This window comes from Yersinia sp. 2541 StPb PI (genome assembly GCF_052217145.1).
In the GTDB taxonomy this organism is placed as follows: Bacteria; Pseudomonadota; Gammaproteobacteria; order Enterobacterales; family Enterobacteriaceae; genus Yersinia; species Yersinia enterocolitica_E.
In genome coordinates this window covers 2,379,186-2,394,641 of sequence record NZ_JAZGQB010000001.1, presented here as the reverse complement: position 1 = coordinate 2,394,641, position 15,456 = coordinate 2,379,186, and the positions used below count along the sequence as shown (strand labels likewise).

The window sequence follows — 15,456 nt, the reverse complement described above, 5'->3', positions numbered from 1 at the left end:
CACATCATTCTGTAGGGCTTGTGCGGAATTTATCTAGGTGTTATTAGTGATTACTCTGTAATCAGTAGGTGTTTATTCTGGTATTAGTGCTAATGTTAACTTTATGTTTCTAGAACGGCTTTTTTGACATTTTTTTTGCTGTGAATTTAAATTTTAAATAATTTTTTTTGAGCTAAATCATATAGATGATTATTTCTTAGGCGACTAATTAAGATAGGTAATATCGTTAGTTACTCTGTAGAAAAGAGAATTGCTTAACATTTCTGTAAAATTTATTGGCGTCAGATTTCGGGTTCTGTTAGTTTTCGGACAACTTCCCGACAAGAGATTTCTTGTTTTTTAATGAAACTAAACCGAATTTTGATTTTTGGAATAGTTATTGCTAGTCGTTGTGGGCAGCAGATTGACGTAAACCTTGAGAAAAACATCACGAAATCTCGTAAAAGGGCGGTTTGAAATGCAAATAAAGTTTAAGCAACCACCACTGGCAATAATTGGCGCTATTCTGGGTTTGTCATTTTCGGCTGTATCAATGGCGGCGGCAGTTCCGGCCAGTGTGGCATTAGCGATAGATCAGAGTATTACCATTAATAATGGTTCCGAGGTTGCCTCATTAGACCCGCATAAGGTTGAAGGCATTCCTGAAACCAATATTATTCTGAATTTATTAGAAGGTCTGGTGAGCAATGATGCTAATGGGCATATAATTCCGGCAGTTGCCATACGCTGGGATAATGACGGTTATAAAGTCTGGACCTTCCATTTGCGAGATAACGCCGTGTGGAGTGATGGAACTCCGGTCACTGCTCAGGATTTTGTCTATAGTTGGCAGCGTTTGGCTAGCCCTAAAGTGGGTTCACCTTATGCCAGTTATTTGCAGTATGCCCAAATTGAGAATGTTGACGAGGTATTGAAAGGGACCAAAAAACCGGATGAATTAGGTGTTAAGGCATTAGATAGCAAAACCTTGCAAGTGACGCTAACGGAACCGGTTCCTTATTTTATCAGCATGTTATCTCACACCTCGATGAAGCCGGTTAAGCGTGAGGCTGTTGAAAAGTATGGTGATAAATGGACTCTACCACAAAATTTTATCGGTAATGGCGCTTTTCAGTTAAAAGAATGGGTGGTTAATGAGCGGATTGTGCTGGAGCGTAGCCCGACTTACTGGAATAACAACGAAACGGTCATCAATAAGGCGACTTTTTTACCGATAACGTCAGAAGTCAGTGATATTAATCGCTATCGCAGCGGCGAAATCGATATGACTAACAGTGCCATTCCCCCGAATTTATTTGCCAAAATGAAAAAGGATCTGCCATCGCAGGTTCATATCAGCCCATACCTCTGTACTTTCTATTACGAAATTAATAATAAAAAAGCACCATTCACTGACGTCAGAGTGAGAACGGCAATTAAATTAACGCTGGATCGCGACATTATTGCGACTAAAATTATGGGGCAAGGGCAGATCCCTGCCTATGGCTTTACCCCGACATTTACCGCAGGGGGTAATTTCGCATTGCCAGAATGGGCCAACTGGACTCAAGAACAACGCAATGCAGAGGCGAAAAGAGTGCTTGCCGAGGCCGGTTTCAATGCCCAAAATCCATTAAAGTTTACGTTGCTTTATAACACCTCAGATCAAAATAAGCAGCAGGCGATTGCCGCTGCCTCTATGTGGCAGAAAAACTTGGGTGCTACCGTTACCTTGCAGAATCAAGAATGGAAAACCTCTCTAGAAAGCCGCCATCAAGGGCAATTTGATGTTGCCAGAGCAACATGGTGTGGTGACTACAATGAGCCGACCGCTTTTCTGAATATGCTGCTATCGGATAGCAGCAATAATACTTTCTTCTATAAAAATCCAGCATTCGATGCGCTGTTAGCTAAAACGCTGACGACTTCGAGTGTCGAGGCGCGCGCTGCTTTATATCAACAGGCAGAGAACTTATTGGATAAAGATTCTGCAATGGTGCCGGTCTATTATCGAGTCAGTGTTCGACTTATTCGGCCAACTGTCGGCGGATTTACCGGTAAAGACCCACAAGATTTAGTGGATTTAAAAAATCTTTATATGCGTAAGTTGCAGTAAATATTAAGTTATAAAAGTTTATCGCAGCAAAACAGACTTATATGTCAATTGTTCACAAGCGAAAATCGCGGTGGCATGACAGCAAATAAGAGACAGACAAGGTAATAGGGATGTATAGCACAGTACCGATTTTAGTCTGATGCTAATACATATAGGGCATTACATGGCCGGGTTCGTTCCCCGCGCAATGTGATTTAAAGATACCTTTTAAAGGTGAAGCTTGCTCAGTCTCTGAGCGACGCAATAATAAAATCTGGAGTAGATATCAGCATGACCAACATCACAAAGAAAACTTTCCTGGCCGCAGGTATCGCTGCTGCTATGGGTATGATGGCTGTGGGAACTGCCTTTGCCGCCAATGTGCCGGCAGGTGTACAACTGGCCGAGAAACAGGTTTTAGTTCGCAATAATGGTTCCGAACCTCAGTCACTGGATCCGCATAAAATTGAAGGTGTGCCTGAATCCAATATTTCGCGCGATTTATTGGAAGGGTTGGTTATTAACGATCCAAACGGCAAGATTCTGCCTGGTGTCGCTGAAAGTTGGGATAACAAAGACTTTAAAGTTTGGACTTTCCATCTGCGTAAAGATGCTAAATGGTCAAACGGTGACCCTGTAACAGCACATGATTTCGTTTATAGCTGGCAACGTCTGGCGGACCCTAAAACAGTTTCTCCGTATGCGAGTTATGTACAATATGCCCATATCGCGAATATCGACGATATTATTACCGGCAAAAAATCACCTGATACCTTGGGTGTAAAAGCGTTAGATGACCATACTTTGGAAGTCACGTTGACCGAACCTGTTCCTTATTTAGATAAACTGTTAGCTCATCCATCCATGTCTCCAGTTAATAAAACTGTGGTTGAGAAGTTTGGTGAGAAGTGGACTCAGCCACAGAATTTTGTCGGTAATGGTGCCTATAAGTTAAAAGATTGGACCGTTAACGAACGTATTGTGTTAGAACGCAGCCCAACCTATTGGGATAATGCGAAAACAGTTATCAATCAGGTTACTTACCTGCCAATCTCTTCTGAAGTGACTGATGTTAACCGCTACCGCAGCGGCGAGATCGACATGACCTATAACAACATGCCGATTGAATTATTCCAGAAACTTAAAAAAGAGATCCCACAAGAAGTTCATGTTGACCCGTATCTGTGCACCTATTATTACGAAATCAATAACCAAAAAGCGCCATTCACCGATGCACGCGTTCGTGAAGCACTGAAACTGGGTATGGATCGCGATATCATCGTGAACAAAGTGAAAAACCAAGGTGATTTACCTGCCTATGGCTTTACGCCTCCGTACACCAGCGGCGCAGAATTGACCCCACCAGAATGGTTTGGCTGGACCCAGGAAAAACGTAATGAAGTGGCTAAGAAGTTGCTGGCTGAAGCTGGCTACACACAAGATAAACCACTGAAATTTAACCTGTTGTATAACACATCTGATCTACACAAAAAATTGGCTATTGCGGCAGCATCTATTTGGAAGAAAAATCTGGGTGTTGACGTTAAGCTGGAAAATCAGGAATGGAAAACCTTCCTTGATACCCGCCATCAAGGCACTTTCGATGTAGCGCGTGCTGGCTGGTGTGCTGACTATAACGAACCGTCGTCATTCCTGAACATGATGCTATCTGACAGCAGCAATAACACGGTGCATTATAAGAGCCCAGCCTTTGATAAGTTGATCCAAGATACGCTGAAAGTAAAATCTGAAAAAGAGCGTGCCGGTTTGTATCAACAAGCTGAGGTATTGCTGGATAAAGATTCTGCTATTGTGCCGTTGTTCTACTATGTGAATGCCCGCTTAGTGAAACCTTATGTCGGTGGATATACCGGTAAAGACCCACTGGATAATATGCACGTAAAAGATCTTTATATTATCAAGCACTAATATATTAAGGGCAGCAGCTGAATTAGCGTGCTGCCCTTATTGCGTTGATAATATAAAGTCGCAGTAAGAGGCTAAAGGTACAGGCAATGTTAAAATTTATTCTACGCCGCTGTCTGGAAGCGATTCCGACACTTTTTATTTTGATAACCATTTCATTTTTTATGATGCGTCTCGCCCCAGGAAGTCCGTTTACTGGCGAGCGTAATCTTCCTCCTGAAGTTATGGCCAATATTGAGGCAAAATATCACCTCAACGACCCGGTTTATAAACAGTATTTCAACTACTTGGGTCAACTTGCACATGGCGATCTTGGGCCTTCGTTTAAATATAAAGATTACACTGTGAACGATCTGGTGTCTGCATCGTTTCCCGTCTCTGCGAAGCTTGGTTTTGCAGCATTTTTACTCGCAGTAGTATTAGGAGTTAGTGCTGGGGTCATTGCGGCACTGAATCAAAATACCAAATGGGATTATACGGTAATGGGCTTTGCCATGACTGGGGTGGTCATCCCGAGTTTTGTGGTCGCCCCCTTATTAGTGTTGGTTTTTGCCATTATATTGAAATGGTTACCGGGTGGTGGTTGGAATGGCGGAGCGCCGAAGTTTATCATTTTGCCGATGGTCGCGCTGTCGTTGGCTTATATCGCCAGCATTGCGCGTATTACCCGTGGCTCAATGATTGAGGTTCTTCACTCTAACTTTATCCGTACGGCGCGAGCGAAGGGATTACCACTGCGGACCATCGTATTACGCCATGCATTAAAACCGGCGTTGTTGCCTGTTTTATCCTATATGGGACCTGCGTTTGTAGGGATTATCACCGGTTCGATGGTTATTGAGACCATCTTTGGTTTGCCGGGCATTGGTCAGTTGTTTGTCAACGGAGCGTTAAACCGCGATTACTCTTTGGTGCTGAGTTTGACCATTTTAGTCGGCGCTTTGACTATTTTATTCAATGCGATTGTTGACGTGCTGTATGCCGTTATCGATCCTAAAATCCGTTACTAGCACTGGAGCACGCCAATTATGTTGAGCAATAAAAATAGCGAAGCTCTGGAAGTTTTCAGTGAAAAACTGGAAGTTGAAGGGCGCAGCCTTTGGCAGGATGCCCGCCGTCGTTTTGTTCATAACCGCGCGGCGATCACCAGTTTGGTGATCCTAATGTTAATTACCCTATTTGTTATTTTGGCGCCGATGTTAGCGCAGTTTACTTATTCAGACACGGACTGGGGCATGATGTCAGCCGCCCCGAATATTGAGTCTGGGCACTACTTCGGTACTGACTCTTCTGGTCGGGATCTGTTGGTTCGTGTTGCTATTGGTGGTCGGATCTCATTGATGGTGGGGGTGGCTGCGGCGTTGGTTGCTGTGGTTGTCGGCACCTTGTATGGCTCTTTATCGGGCTATCTCGGCGGGAAAGTCGATTCACTGATGATGCGCCTGTTGGAGATTCTTAACTCATTCCCCTTCATGTTCTTCGTTATTCTGTTAGTGACCTTCTTTGGCCAGAATATTCTATTGATATTTGTGGCGATCGGTATGGTGTCCTGGCTGGATATGGCGCGTATTGTTCGTGGACAAACATTAAGTTTGAAACGGAAAGAGTTTATTGAGGCCGCATTGGTGGGCGGTGTTTCCACACGTAATATCGTATTGCGTCATATCGTTCCGAACGTGTTGGGTGTGGTGGTGGTGTACGCTTCTTTACTGGTTCCCAGTATGATTTTGTTTGAATCTTTCCTGAGTTTCCTCGGCTTAGGCACCCAAGAACCCTTGAGTAGTTGGGGCGCATTGCTAAGTGATGGCGCCAACTCCATGGAAGTGTCGCCATGGTTGCTGATGTTCCCTGCCGGTTTTCTGGTAGTGACCTTGTTCTGTTTCAACTTTATCGGCGATGGCTTGCGTGATGCCCTCGATCCGAAAGATCGCTGAGGAGTAGCACTATGACGACTATTGATAATCGGTCTGCTGTTCAGCAATCGGCATTGTTGGAACAAAATAGACAGTTGGAACAAAATATCCTGCTGGATGTAAAAGATTTAACCGTGACTTTTGGTACGCCAGATGGTGATGTAACGGCAGTTAACGCCCTTAATTTTGATCTGCGTGCGGGTGAAACATTAGGCATTGTAGGTGAGTCAGGCTCAGGGAAATCGCAAACAGCTTTTGCTTTGATGGGGTTGCTGGCCAGTAATGGCCGGATAGGGGGGTCTGCAAAGTTTAATGGCCGCGAAATCTTAAATCTGCCGGAAAAACAGTTAAACCGTTTGCGGGCTGAGGAAATCTCGATGATATTCCAAGACCCAATGACCTCGTTGAATCCTTATATGCGTGTTGGTGAGCAGCTAATGGAAGTGCTGCAACTGCATAAAAAGATGAGTAAAAGCGAAGCATTTGAAGAGTCAATTCGTATGCTTGATGCGGTAAAAATGCCAGAAGCACGTAAGCGCATGCGCATGTATCCCCATGAGTTCTCTGGTGGTATGCGTCAGCGGGTAATGATTGCAATGGCGCTGTTGTGCCGCCCTAAATTATTGATTGCCGATGAGCCAACAACGGCACTTGATGTCACCGTTCAAGCACAAATCATGACGTTGCTGAATGAGCTAAAGCATGAATTCAATACCGCGATTATCATGATCACCCATGACCTTGGCGTCGTTGCCGGAATCTGCAATAAAGTTCTGGTGATGTATGCAGGGCGAACGATGGAGTATGGTCAGGCCCGCGATGTGTTTTATCACCCAAGTCACCCTTATTCTATTGGTCTACTGAATGCGGTTCCTCGTCTTGATGCTGAAGGCGAATCTCTTATGACGATACCGGGTAATCCGCCGAATTTATTGCGCTTGCCGAAAGGTTGCCCATTCCAACCGCGTTGCCAATATGCCATGGATCGCTGTGGCGTGGCCCCGCCATTGGAGCATTTTGGTGATGGCCGTTTACGTGCCTGTTATAAGCCAGTAGGGGAACTAGTATGAATGCCATGACTGAGAAGAAAGTATTGCTAGAAGTGGCTGATCTAAAAGTCCATTTTGATATTCAGGATGGCAAACAATGGTTCTGGCAGCCATCAAAAACACTAAAAGCTGTTGATGGTGTAACATTGCGCTTGTATGAAGGTGAAACCTTAGGTGTGGTTGGCGAATCTGGCTGTGGCAAATCAACATTCGCCCGTGCCATTATTGGTTTGGTGAAAGCGACCAGTGGCAGTGTTTCATGGTTAGGTAAAGATTTGCTTAGCCTGAGTGATGCACAATGGCGCGCGACCCGTAGTGATATTCAGATGATATTCCAGGATCCACTGGCTTCACTAAACCCGCGTATGACCATCGGTGAAATCATCGCTGAGCCGCTGCGAACTTATCATCCCAAAATGTCGCGTCAAGAAATTAAAGATAAAGTTAAAGCAATGATGCTTAAGGTCGGCTTGTTGCCTAACTTGATCAACCGATATCCCCATGAATTTTCGGGGGGGCAGTGTCAACGTATTGGTATTGCTCGTGCATTGATTCTTGAACCGAAGCTGGTTATCTGTGATGAACCGGTCTCCGCGCTTGATGTGTCAATTCAGGCGCAAGTGGTGAACCTGTTACAGCAATTACAGCGCGAAATGGGCTTGTCACTAATATTCATCGCCCATGATTTAGCGGTGGTGAAGCATATTTCTGATCGGGTTCTGGTGATGTATTTAGGCCACGCAGTGGAGCTGGGGACCTACGATGAGGTTTATCATAATCCACAGCATCCCTATACCAAGGCGCTCATGTCGGCGGTACCTATCCCTGATCCTGACAAAGAAAGGGCGAAAGTGATTCAGCTACTGGAGGGGGAACTGCCTTCACCGATTAATCCGCCATCAGGCTGTGTATTTCGCACTCGTTGTCCGATTGCCGGGCCGGAGTGTGCGAAAACCCGCCCACTGTTAGAGGGTAGCTTCCGCCACGCGGTATCTTGTCTGAAAGTCGATCCGCTATAACATTCTGATAGTGATTGTCCAAAAGCAAAACCCCCGTCAGAGAAATGACGGGGGTTGTTATGATTACGGTATTAGCAGCCATGGGGGAAGGGTCGTGTAACGATCACTCTTTCCACAAAATATGGCAAAGTTTATGGTCTTTTTCGCGGCACAGAAGAACTCGCGCAAATACATCATTAATCTCTTCACCATCACTATCAGCAAGGCCGATAACAACTTCGGCGAAAAAATCAGGGTTTAAATCAAAATCGACATGTTCTTGCCAATCTTCGGCTGGATCAAATAACTCCGCACCGCCACGCTCTTCAAACTGAAGGTTAAACAATAAAATATCTGCCGGATCGAGATTGTCCCCCGCCAGCTCCAGAAAGATATCGTAAGCCTGTTCCAGTGTTTCATCTTCAGTCAGGCGGTTATTGAGATCCATTAAGCTTGGCTCTTGTCTATTCTGGTCCATTTGCCGATTCCCGTTTGTTATTTGCAGATTGCGCTCATTAAAACATTCTCTATGCCGCTTTTACAATTATTATGCTATCTGAAGTCAATAACTCAGAGAATCTACAATAGGCATACCACCAGCCGCCTCAGTTATTACAGTAACGGGCTGAAAAAGTAGAATAATCGTTCAGTAACGCGATGCCAGAGAGGGCGTTTATTCCACAATTCACCATCTAACAGTACCGAGCGGGCAATGTAGTCGTCCTGAACTTGCGCCAAATCTGCACCAAAACCATCATCATCAATGACCAGCGTGATTTCAAAGTTCAACCATAAGCTGCGCATATCCAGATTGACCGTACCAACCAAACTTAGTTGACCGTCGACCAGCACACTTTTGCTGTGCAATAGGCCACCTTCAAACTGATAAACTTTAACGCCCGCTTCCAACAATTCGGAGAAGAATGCCCGGCTAGCCCAACGGACCATCATCGAGTCGTTGTCTCGAGGAACAATAATGCTGACATCAACACCACGTTGTGCTGCGGTACAGATGGCATGCAGCAGGTCATCGCTAGGCACGAAATATGGCGTCGTCATGATTAACTGCTCACGGGCTGCATACACCGCCATTAATAATGCCTGATGAATCATTTCCTCAGGGAATCCAGGGCCAGAGGCAATAACCTGAATGGTATGACCGCTCTCTTCTTCAAACGGCATGATATTAGTATCAGGCGGCGGGGGTAGAATACGTTTGCCGGTTTCAATCTCCCAGTCGCAGGCATATACGATACCTATGGTGGTGGCTACCGGGCCTTCCATCCGTGCCATCATATCGATCCATTGACCTACGCCGGCATCTTGCTTGAAAAACCGAGGATCAACCATATTCATGCTACCGGTGTAAGCAACATAATTATCAATCAACACAATTTTACGGTGTTGACGCAAATCCATTCGGCGCAGAAAGACCCGGAACACATTGACTTTGAGTGCTTCGACCACCTCAATCCCAGCATTGCGCATCATCGCCGGATAGGGGGTGCGAAAGAATTGTTGGCTACCGGCGGAGTCCAGCATCAATCGGCAATGAACACCTCGGCGCGCTGCCGCCATTAACGATTCGGCAACTTGATCAACCAAGCCACCAGGCTGCCAGATATAGAACACCATCTCGATATTGTGACGGGCCAGTTCAATGTCACGTACCAGTGCTTTTAATGTGTCATCGGTGGTGGTCAATAACTGTAATTGATTACCTTTAACGCCGCTGATGCCTTGGCGGCGTTCACATAATTGGAATAATGGGGTAGCGACTTCGCTATTTGAAGTGGCAAAAATGTGTTGGCAGTCTTTCAGTTCACTTAACCAGCGAGCAGTGGATGGCCACATCGCTTTTGCTCGCTCAGCACGGCGCTTGCCGAGATGAAGTTCACCAAATGAGAGATACGCAATTATCCCAACTAACGGCAGAATATAAATAACCAGCAGCCATGCCATAGCCGAAGGAACGGCTCTGCGTTTCATCAGAATACGCAATGTTACCCCGGCAATAAGCAACCAATAGCCAAAAACCGAGAGCCAACTGATTACGGTATAAAATGTTGTCATAAGGGCGGAAGTCCTGTTCACAAACGGTCACTAAAGAGTGTACGCACAGTATTGCAAAGGCGAAACCTTTAATCAGATATATTACTGGATAAAATCTTTTAAGCTAAAGGACTTGCAACGGGTAATTAAATATTTAACGGGATTTTTTTAATCTTCCCACGCTGAGCTAAATAAGCTATTTGGACTAAACCCACGATTTCGCCGTGCAGCGGCTTGGCTCACAAGATGAAAGGTTTATAATAGCCCAGTTCTCAGCTTTGGAAGAATTGTTTCATGAGACGGAGTAAGAATGAGGTGGGCCGTTGGCGTATGCTGCGGCAAAATCAGCGCCGAAGAAATCGCTGGCTTGAAGGTCAATCACGGCGCTATCGCCATATCTATTGTGTCAGGCAGCTCCACGAGCATCAGCATCGTCGGGCGCTATTGTTCACTGTAGCTTATGAATGGTAGTCCGCTGTGGTAGTAATAAAAACAGTCTCTTTATGAGGCTGTTTTTGTTTTAATCATAGTAAACACTGAGCTTTTATTAACTTCCCACCACAAAATATCTCATATTATACTTGCCGGAACTGAGCTGTTGCAGATGAACTTGTCAATAATTTGTTGCTGGCGTTAAATTCTGGAATGATATTTTCTACTTTAAATAGTGTTTTTCTTCGCAGAAAAATCACTCCTATCCTAAATTATCAAAATGCGATAATTCTGATGTTACTACTAATAATAAAAGGTGCAGAATAGTCATTTATAAGTTTATTTCACATCAGAATGACATCGCGCTACCATATATATTAGGTCGCTTCGTTCTAATCATTCAGTTTCAGGGGTGTTACTGTTTGGTTGTTCGAAGCGACCATTCTCCTATGAAATAAATGATTATGAAATAATAACATTGATAATCATCATGATTAAATAATACTTTCTTATCTATCAATGGGTTGTTCAGAGTGGTTGCTACATTTGGGAATCTCTTATATCGTTTTTAGTGATCAATAATAAAAAATTGATCAATTTTATCAATTGATCAATACTGCTGTTCTAATCAAATAAAAGGGTTTTACTGTGGATAGCAGGCTAAACATTGCAGTTGATTGCACTTTTATCTGTGAACCAGTTTACTGGCAGAATGGTAAGTTATTTGCTGTGGAGTTATTGAGTCGGTTCACAACGGCCTCTTTTAAATCGCCTATTTATACTGAGCGCTTCCTTCATCAACTTAATGCTCAAATGAAGGCTAAGCTGCTGTTTGACCAATTATGTGCGGTAAAATCACAGCAGAAATGGTTTATTGACCAACAAATAATACTCTCAATTAATATAGATTTTGATATGGCTCAGACGGTGCTGTATGACGAAGATGTCATATCATTATTAGCTATGATGCCCTTTATCCGGCTAGAAATAATGGAGAGTTTTCCCAATCTCAGCGATGGGCCGAAGAACACACTATTAAGTAAGCTGGCTGAACGATATTCATTATGGTTGGACGATTTTGGTAGCGGTAATGCTCACCTGGCGGCCGTTGCCAGTGGGTTCTTTGAATGTGTCAAAATTGATAAGCACTTTTACTGGCAATGGGGGGGAAGTGCCACGTTCGATAACCTGCTGACACGACTTCGTGAGCACTGCCAGTGCGTGATAGTTGAGGGGGTAGAAACTCATCAACAGCTTACTCAGTTATCTGATCTCGGGGTGGATGCCATGCAAGGTTATCTATTTAGTTCATTTCCGTTGATTGAGGTGGAGAAGTTGTCGCTCGAATAAAGCTAAATTTTTCCGATAGGACATCAACTTAGGGTACTTTTTGTAGTGGATATCACAGTTATATCTGGCTGATGAGTGGATGATAGAGTCCCTACTTCGGTAAAGGCTATAGTTCATGTCTCAATATAAATTAGCTAAAACAGTATTCTTCGGGGATTTAAAAGTTAGCACCGCACTTTATAAGTACGAGATTTATTGTGAAGAATCTGAGCTGGTATACCATGCTGCTATTTATTCTGAGCAAGTCATTGCTGCTGGCAAACACACTTATCCGGTTTGGGTAAGAAAAGACCATATGATTTTAAAAGCACCGGCGCATATGCTGGATAAAGCAGTTGAGGCATGCGAAGAGCATTGGCTGAAGCACTACAAAGCTTAAGGCGGCGTTAACGTCTTTGTTCTGGCTGGTAGTATAAAATCAAATACGCCTGTATTCAGGCGTATGATCAAGTTGACTATTGTTTACCACCACAGCGCAAAACAATCTGTGTGGTTAATCAAATAACTCTGAGAGGAAACTTTTCTTTTTGTAGTGTTTAGGCTTTGCATATCCGTGATTATCGCGTTCACGTTCTCTGGTGTCAGAGTATGGCGCTGATGTTGATGTCGGTGTACTTTCAGCCGATTTTTCAATGATTTTATCCAGTTCTCCGCGATCCAGCCATACACCACGGCAGTTAGGGCAATAATCGATCTCAATGCTCTTACGTTCAGACATCACCAGTTGGGTATCTTTGCATACTGGACACTGCATAGTCTTCATCTCCGCATTTAACAAAATGACTCAACGTCACGATAGAAAAATCGATATCTGATTAGACAATGATTCTCAGTAATTATAAGTAAAGATAATTAAATACATGTAATCGCCTGACGAGATGGCTACATGCAACCGACTTTGTCTATGGCTGGATAGATGTTAGACATCTGTAGTGATTCAGAATACCCGTTTATAGGGTTTTACAATAACCGACTGATACACACCAGCCGCGCTATAAGGGTCTTGTTCCGCCCAGTATTCAGCCTCTTGTTGCGAGGCAAATTCGGCGATAACAGTCGATCCAGTAAATCCGGCAGCACCGGGGTCTGCGCTATCAATGGCTGGGTTCGGGCCTGCTGTCAGTAGGCGACCTTGATCCTGCAATACTTGCAGGCGGGCCAGATGTGCAGGGCGAACGGATAAGCGCTTATCAAGTGAATCAGGGACATCCGTTGCAAAGATTATATAAAGCATGTTTCACCTTTAAAATTGTCATACCCGTCATACTGCAAGCTGCATTGGCTGCATTGGCTGCATTGGCTGCATTGGCTGCCTTCCTGCAACTCGAATTATTTAGGGTATATACCTCAATATGATGATTTGTATTCGTTGCGCCATAACACCATGTTCTATCCATAAATTCAATAAGGTGCAGAAAGGGCGGCATCTAAAATTCTCAGATGAATACACCGGTAGTTAATAATGAAATAAAATGATAACTAAGCGTAACGAGAAAGTATTATTTGGTTGATATTGCCGTTTAAAGCATCATTTAAGGCTGTTGAGGAAGATTGTTTGCGGTTGCTTATTGAATATGATTGCTATTTGCATTTACACTTAGCTGCATTAGAGGACATTGAATTATTATGCAGCTAAATAAATTTTTCCTGGGTCGACGGCTTACATGGCCAATCGTATTTTCAGTTGGTTTACATGGCAGCGTAGTTGCGGCATTACTGTACGTTTCTGTCGAGCAAATGAAGGTACAACCTGAAATAGAGGATGCACCGCTGGCCGTTACGATGGTCAATATAGCGACCTTTGCCGCACCACAACCAGCGGCGGCGGAGCCACAGGCCGAACCGGAACCCGTTGAAGAAACACCGCCAGAGCCTGAGGTGTTGCCAGAACCTGTGCCTGTACCGATTCCTGAACCGGTGAAGCCGAAACCAAAGCCCAAGCCTAAACCGGTGAAAAAAGAAGTTAAAAAGCCGGTAGTGAAGAAGAGCGAAGCACCACCGGATGACAAGCCGTTTAAATCTGATGAGCCAGCACTGGTTGCCAATAATGCGCCGGTAAAAGCCGCGCCGAAAGCGTCAGTCCCGGGGGCATCAACCACGGCTGGGCCAAGAGCCTTGAGTAAGGCGAAGCCAACTTATCCGGCAAGGGCACTGGCTTTGGGGGTCGAAGGGCAGGTTAAGGTCCAATACGATATTGACGAAAATGGTCGTGTCACTAATGTGCGCGTTTTGGAAGCGACGCCGCGTAATACCTTTGAGCGTGAGGTGAAGCAAGTGATGCGTAAATGGCGATTTGAAGCGGTTGCGGCTAAAGATTATGTCACCACCATTGTGTTCAAGATCGGCGGCAATATGGAAATGAACTAAGGTTATTATGATATTACTCAGTCTGCTATTGAGTAATCAGCAAATATCATAATAAGAAAAGGGTCGCTGTTATACAGGGCGATCCTTTTTTTGCGTCAGGACAAACTCGGCCAACGGTTATTGCGTTGCGCCAACCTCGAAATTCCCTCTGCCGTTAGGTAGCGCACGGGCTTTACCGGCATCATCCACCGCTACATAGGTAAATACCGCTTCAGTGGCACGATAGCGCTGCCCGATTGGCTCAGAAGAGACCTTTTTCACCCAGACTTCAATATTGATGGTAATTGAGCTACGGCCGGTTTTAATACAGCGGGCATAGCAACAAACCACATCGCCCACAGCGACTGGCTTGAGGAAGGTCATCCCATCCACCCGAACAGTGACAACTCGCCCTTGAGCTATCTCTTTGGCCTGAATGGCTCCGCCAATATCCATTTGTGACATTAACCAACCGCCAAATATATCACCATTAGCATTAGTGTCTGCGGGCATTGCAAGGGTACGAAGTACCAATTCACCATTAGGTAATGATTGCTCACCGCGAGGTGATAATTGTTCCTGAGTCATCTCTGCCTACTTCTAAAAGTAAATCTATTCACCTGGAATGGCTCACTGAAATTTCAATAAGCGCAAATATACCAACGTCATTGAGGCCGCAGGGCGATGCCTGTCTGCAGTCTCAATGATGTTGGGAGCTATTATTTAAGATTATGACTTTTTCTGTTCTTCCGGCATATGCCGGTAAATATAAACGCCACTGATCAATGTGAATATCAGGGTGAGTGCGGTTAAACCAAAGACTTTAAAGTTTACCCAAATATCTTGCGGTAACCAGAACGCGACATAAATGTTCAGCAGGCCACAAGCTAAGAAGAACAGCGCCCATGACATATTCAGTGTTGACCATACCGCATCTGGTAGCGTTAGCTCTTTACCCAGCATGCGCTGAATCAATGGTTTTTTCATAACCCATTGGCTTATTAACAAAGCAACAGCAAACAGTGCATATAACACCGTCACTTTCCATTTAATGAATAAGTCGCTGTGGAATGTGAGCGTCAAGGTCCCGAATACCAGCACCATAACAGCGGTAACTAATGTCATCTTTTCTACTTTACGGTACTTAACCCAGGTAAAGGCTAACGCGAGTAGTGTCGCGACAATCAGCGCCCCTGAGGCGACAAAAATGTCATACATCTTGTAGAAAACGAAAAATACGACCAGCGGGAGAAAATCTAAAAGTTGCTTCATGAATCAATCCATCATTTGTACACAGCCCGACTATACCGGATTCA

At 44.5% G+C, this 15,456-nt stretch carries 16 protein-coding genes; 10 read left to right on the top strand and 6 right to left on the bottom strand.

All coding sequences use genetic code 11. The features are described 5' to 3' along the window. The first annotated feature begins 457 nt into the window (after nt 1–457). The 6 genes from V1953_RS10635 to oppF all read left to right on the top strand — a co-directional run bounded on the left by V1953_RS10635 (nt 458) and on the right by oppF (nt 7,981). Nucleotides 458–2,095 carry an ABC transporter substrate-binding protein gene (locus V1953_RS10635; RefSeq protein WP_420073319.1) on the top strand — a complete coding sequence of 546 codons (1,638 nt, stop codon included), beginning with the start codon at nt 458–460 and terminating at the stop codon, nt 2,093–2,095. A gap of 270 nt (nt 2,096–2,365) precedes the next feature. Beyond that, complete coding sequence (gene oppA / locus V1953_RS10630) at nt 2,366–4,003, top strand: oligopeptide ABC transporter substrate-binding protein OppA (RefSeq protein WP_372558960.1); 1,638 nt, start codon at nt 2,366–2,368, stop codon at nt 4,001–4,003. A gap of 86 nt (nt 4,004–4,089) precedes the next feature. Next, nucleotides 4,090–5,010 carry an oligopeptide ABC transporter permease OppB gene (gene oppB / locus V1953_RS10625; RefSeq protein ID WP_083158944.1) on the top strand — a complete coding sequence of 307 codons (921 nt, stop codon included), beginning with the start codon at nt 4,090–4,092 and terminating at the stop codon, nt 5,008–5,010. 15 nt (nt 5,011–5,025) lie between these two features. Continuing rightward, nucleotides 5,026–5,934, top strand: coding sequence for an oligopeptide ABC transporter permease OppC (gene oppC / locus V1953_RS10620; RefSeq protein WP_083158943.1), 909 nt, complete (start codon nt 5,026–5,028; stop codon nt 5,932–5,934). A gap of 11 nt (nt 5,935–5,945) precedes the next feature. Further along, on the top strand, nt 5,946–6,983 hold the full coding sequence (locus V1953_RS10615) for an ABC transporter ATP-binding protein (protein WP_083158942.1): 1,038 nt from the start codon (nt 5,946–5,948) through the stop codon (nt 6,981–6,983). Then, nucleotides 6,980–7,981 carry a murein tripeptide/oligopeptide ABC transporter ATP binding protein OppF gene (gene oppF / locus V1953_RS10610; protein ID WP_372558962.1) on the top strand — a complete coding sequence of 334 codons (1,002 nt, stop codon included), beginning with the start codon at nt 6,980–6,982 and terminating at the stop codon, nt 7,979–7,981. The genes V1953_RS10615 and oppF overlap by 4 nt, the downstream gene beginning before the upstream one ends. Nucleotides 7,982–8,084: 103 nt before the next feature. Here the strand turns inward: oppF and V1953_RS10605 are convergent, their stop codons facing one another. Continuing rightward, entirely contained in the window at nt 8,085–8,408 is a 324-nt protein-coding gene (locus tag V1953_RS10605; RefSeq protein ID WP_032819973.1) for an HI1450 family dsDNA-mimic protein, read from the bottom strand. Nucleotides 8,409–8,572: 164 nt separating this feature from the next. Beyond that, complete coding sequence (gene cls, locus V1953_RS10600; RefSeq protein WP_083158940.1) at nt 8,573–10,033, bottom strand: cardiolipin synthase; 1,461 nt, start codon at nt 10,031–10,033, stop codon at nt 8,573–8,575. A gap of 273 nt (nt 10,034–10,306) precedes the next feature. Here cls and V1953_RS10595 point away from each other — a divergent pair, with 273 nt between their 5' ends. The 3 genes from V1953_RS10595 to V1953_RS10585 all read left to right on the top strand — a co-directional run bounded on the left by V1953_RS10595 (nt 10,307) and on the right by V1953_RS10585 (nt 12,173). After that, complete coding sequence (locus V1953_RS10595) at nt 10,307–10,483, top strand: YciY family protein (RefSeq protein WP_071843552.1); 177 nt, start codon at nt 10,307–10,309, stop codon at nt 10,481–10,483. Between the two features lie 609 nt (nt 10,484–11,092). Then, nucleotides 11,093–11,794 (top strand): EAL domain-containing protein, encoded by a 702-nt coding sequence (locus tag V1953_RS10590; protein WP_083158939.1) that lies wholly within the window; start codon nt 11,093–11,095, stop codon nt 11,792–11,794. A gap of 115 nt (nt 11,795–11,909) precedes the next feature. Next, nucleotides 11,910–12,173 carry a hypothetical protein gene (locus tag V1953_RS10585; RefSeq protein ID WP_083158938.1) on the top strand — a complete coding sequence of 88 codons (264 nt, stop codon included), beginning with the start codon at nt 11,910–11,912 and terminating at the stop codon, nt 12,171–12,173. Between the two features lie 114 nt (nt 12,174–12,287). Here the strand turns inward: V1953_RS10585 and V1953_RS10580 are convergent, their stop codons facing one another. Together V1953_RS10580 and V1953_RS10575 are read right to left on the bottom strand one after the other, a co-directional pair. Continuing rightward, nucleotides 12,288–12,548, bottom strand: coding sequence for a TFIIB-type zinc ribbon-containing protein (locus V1953_RS10580; RefSeq protein WP_083158937.1), 261 nt, complete (start codon nt 12,546–12,548; stop codon nt 12,288–12,290). Nucleotides 12,549–12,731: 183 nt separating this feature from the next. Continuing rightward, nucleotides 12,732–13,028 (bottom strand): YciI family protein, encoded by a 297-nt coding sequence (locus tag V1953_RS10575; protein ID WP_372569142.1) that lies wholly within the window; start codon nt 13,026–13,028, stop codon nt 12,732–12,734. A gap of 392 nt (nt 13,029–13,420) precedes the next feature. On the opposite strand from V1953_RS10575, the gene tonB reads away from it, so the two are divergent. After that, the gene (gene tonB / locus V1953_RS10570; protein WP_420073394.1) at nt 13,421–14,161 is read left to right on the top strand and encodes a TonB system transport protein TonB; all 741 of its coding nucleotides are present in this window, start codon (nt 13,421–13,423) and stop codon (nt 14,159–14,161) included. Between the two features lie 117 nt (nt 14,162–14,278). On the opposite strand, the gene yciA is transcribed toward tonB, so the two are convergent. Together yciA and V1953_RS10560 are read right to left on the bottom strand one after the other, a co-directional pair. Beyond that, complete coding sequence (gene yciA / locus V1953_RS10565) at nt 14,279–14,728, bottom strand: acyl-CoA thioester hydrolase YciA (protein ID WP_050110472.1); 450 nt, start codon at nt 14,726–14,728, stop codon at nt 14,279–14,281. 141 nt (nt 14,729–14,869) lie between these two features. Next, nucleotides 14,870–15,412 (bottom strand): septation protein A, encoded by a 543-nt coding sequence (locus tag V1953_RS10560; protein WP_083158934.1) that lies wholly within the window; start codon nt 15,410–15,412, stop codon nt 14,870–14,872. Nucleotides 15,413–15,456: the final 44 nt, after the last annotated feature.

Excerpts from the sequence above, each read along its gene's own strand:
- V1953_RS10635 (WP_420073319.1), top strand. The coding sequence starts at position 458 with ATGCAAATAAAGTTTAAGCAACCACCACTGGCAATAATTGGCGCTATT.
- oppA (WP_372558960.1), top strand. The coding sequence starts at position 2,366 with ATGACCAACATCACAAAGAAAACTTTCCTGGCCGCAGGTATCGCTGCT.
- oppB (WP_083158944.1), top strand. The coding sequence starts at position 4,090 with ATGTTAAAATTTATTCTACGCCGCTGTCTGGAAGCGATTCCGACACTT.
- V1953_RS10615 (WP_083158942.1), top strand. The coding sequence starts at position 5,946 with ATGACGACTATTGATAATCGGTCTGCTGTTCAGCAATCGGCATTGTTG.
- oppF (WP_372558962.1), top strand. The coding sequence starts at position 6,980 with ATGAATGCCATGACTGAGAAGAAAGTATTGCTAGAAGTGGCTGATCTA.
- V1953_RS10605 (WP_032819973.1), bottom strand. The coding sequence starts at position 8,408 with ATGGATCTCAATAACCGCCTGACTGAAGATGAAACACTGGAACAGGCT.
- cls (WP_083158940.1), bottom strand. The coding sequence starts at position 10,033 with ATGACAACATTTTATACCGTAATCAGTTGGCTCTCGGTTTTTGGCTAT.
- V1953_RS10595 (WP_071843552.1), top strand. The coding sequence starts at position 10,307 with ATGAGACGGAGTAAGAATGAGGTGGGCCGTTGGCGTATGCTGCGGCAA.
- V1953_RS10585 (WP_083158938.1), top strand. The coding sequence starts at position 11,910 with ATGTCTCAATATAAATTAGCTAAAACAGTATTCTTCGGGGATTTAAAA.
- V1953_RS10580 (WP_083158937.1), bottom strand. The coding sequence starts at position 12,548 with ATGCAGTGTCCAGTATGCAAAGATACCCAACTGGTGATGTCTGAACGT.
- V1953_RS10575 (WP_372569142.1), bottom strand. The coding sequence starts at position 13,028 with ATGCTTTATATAATCTTTGCAACGGATGTCCCTGATTCACTTGATAAG.
- tonB (WP_420073394.1), top strand. The coding sequence starts at position 13,421 with ATGCAGCTAAATAAATTTTTCCTGGGTCGACGGCTTACATGGCCAATC.
- yciA (WP_050110472.1), bottom strand. The coding sequence starts at position 14,728 with ATGACTCAGGAACAATTATCACCTCGCGGTGAGCAATCATTACCTAAT.
- V1953_RS10560 (WP_083158934.1), bottom strand. The coding sequence starts at position 15,412 with ATGAAGCAACTTTTAGATTTTCTCCCGCTGGTCGTATTTTTCGTTTTC.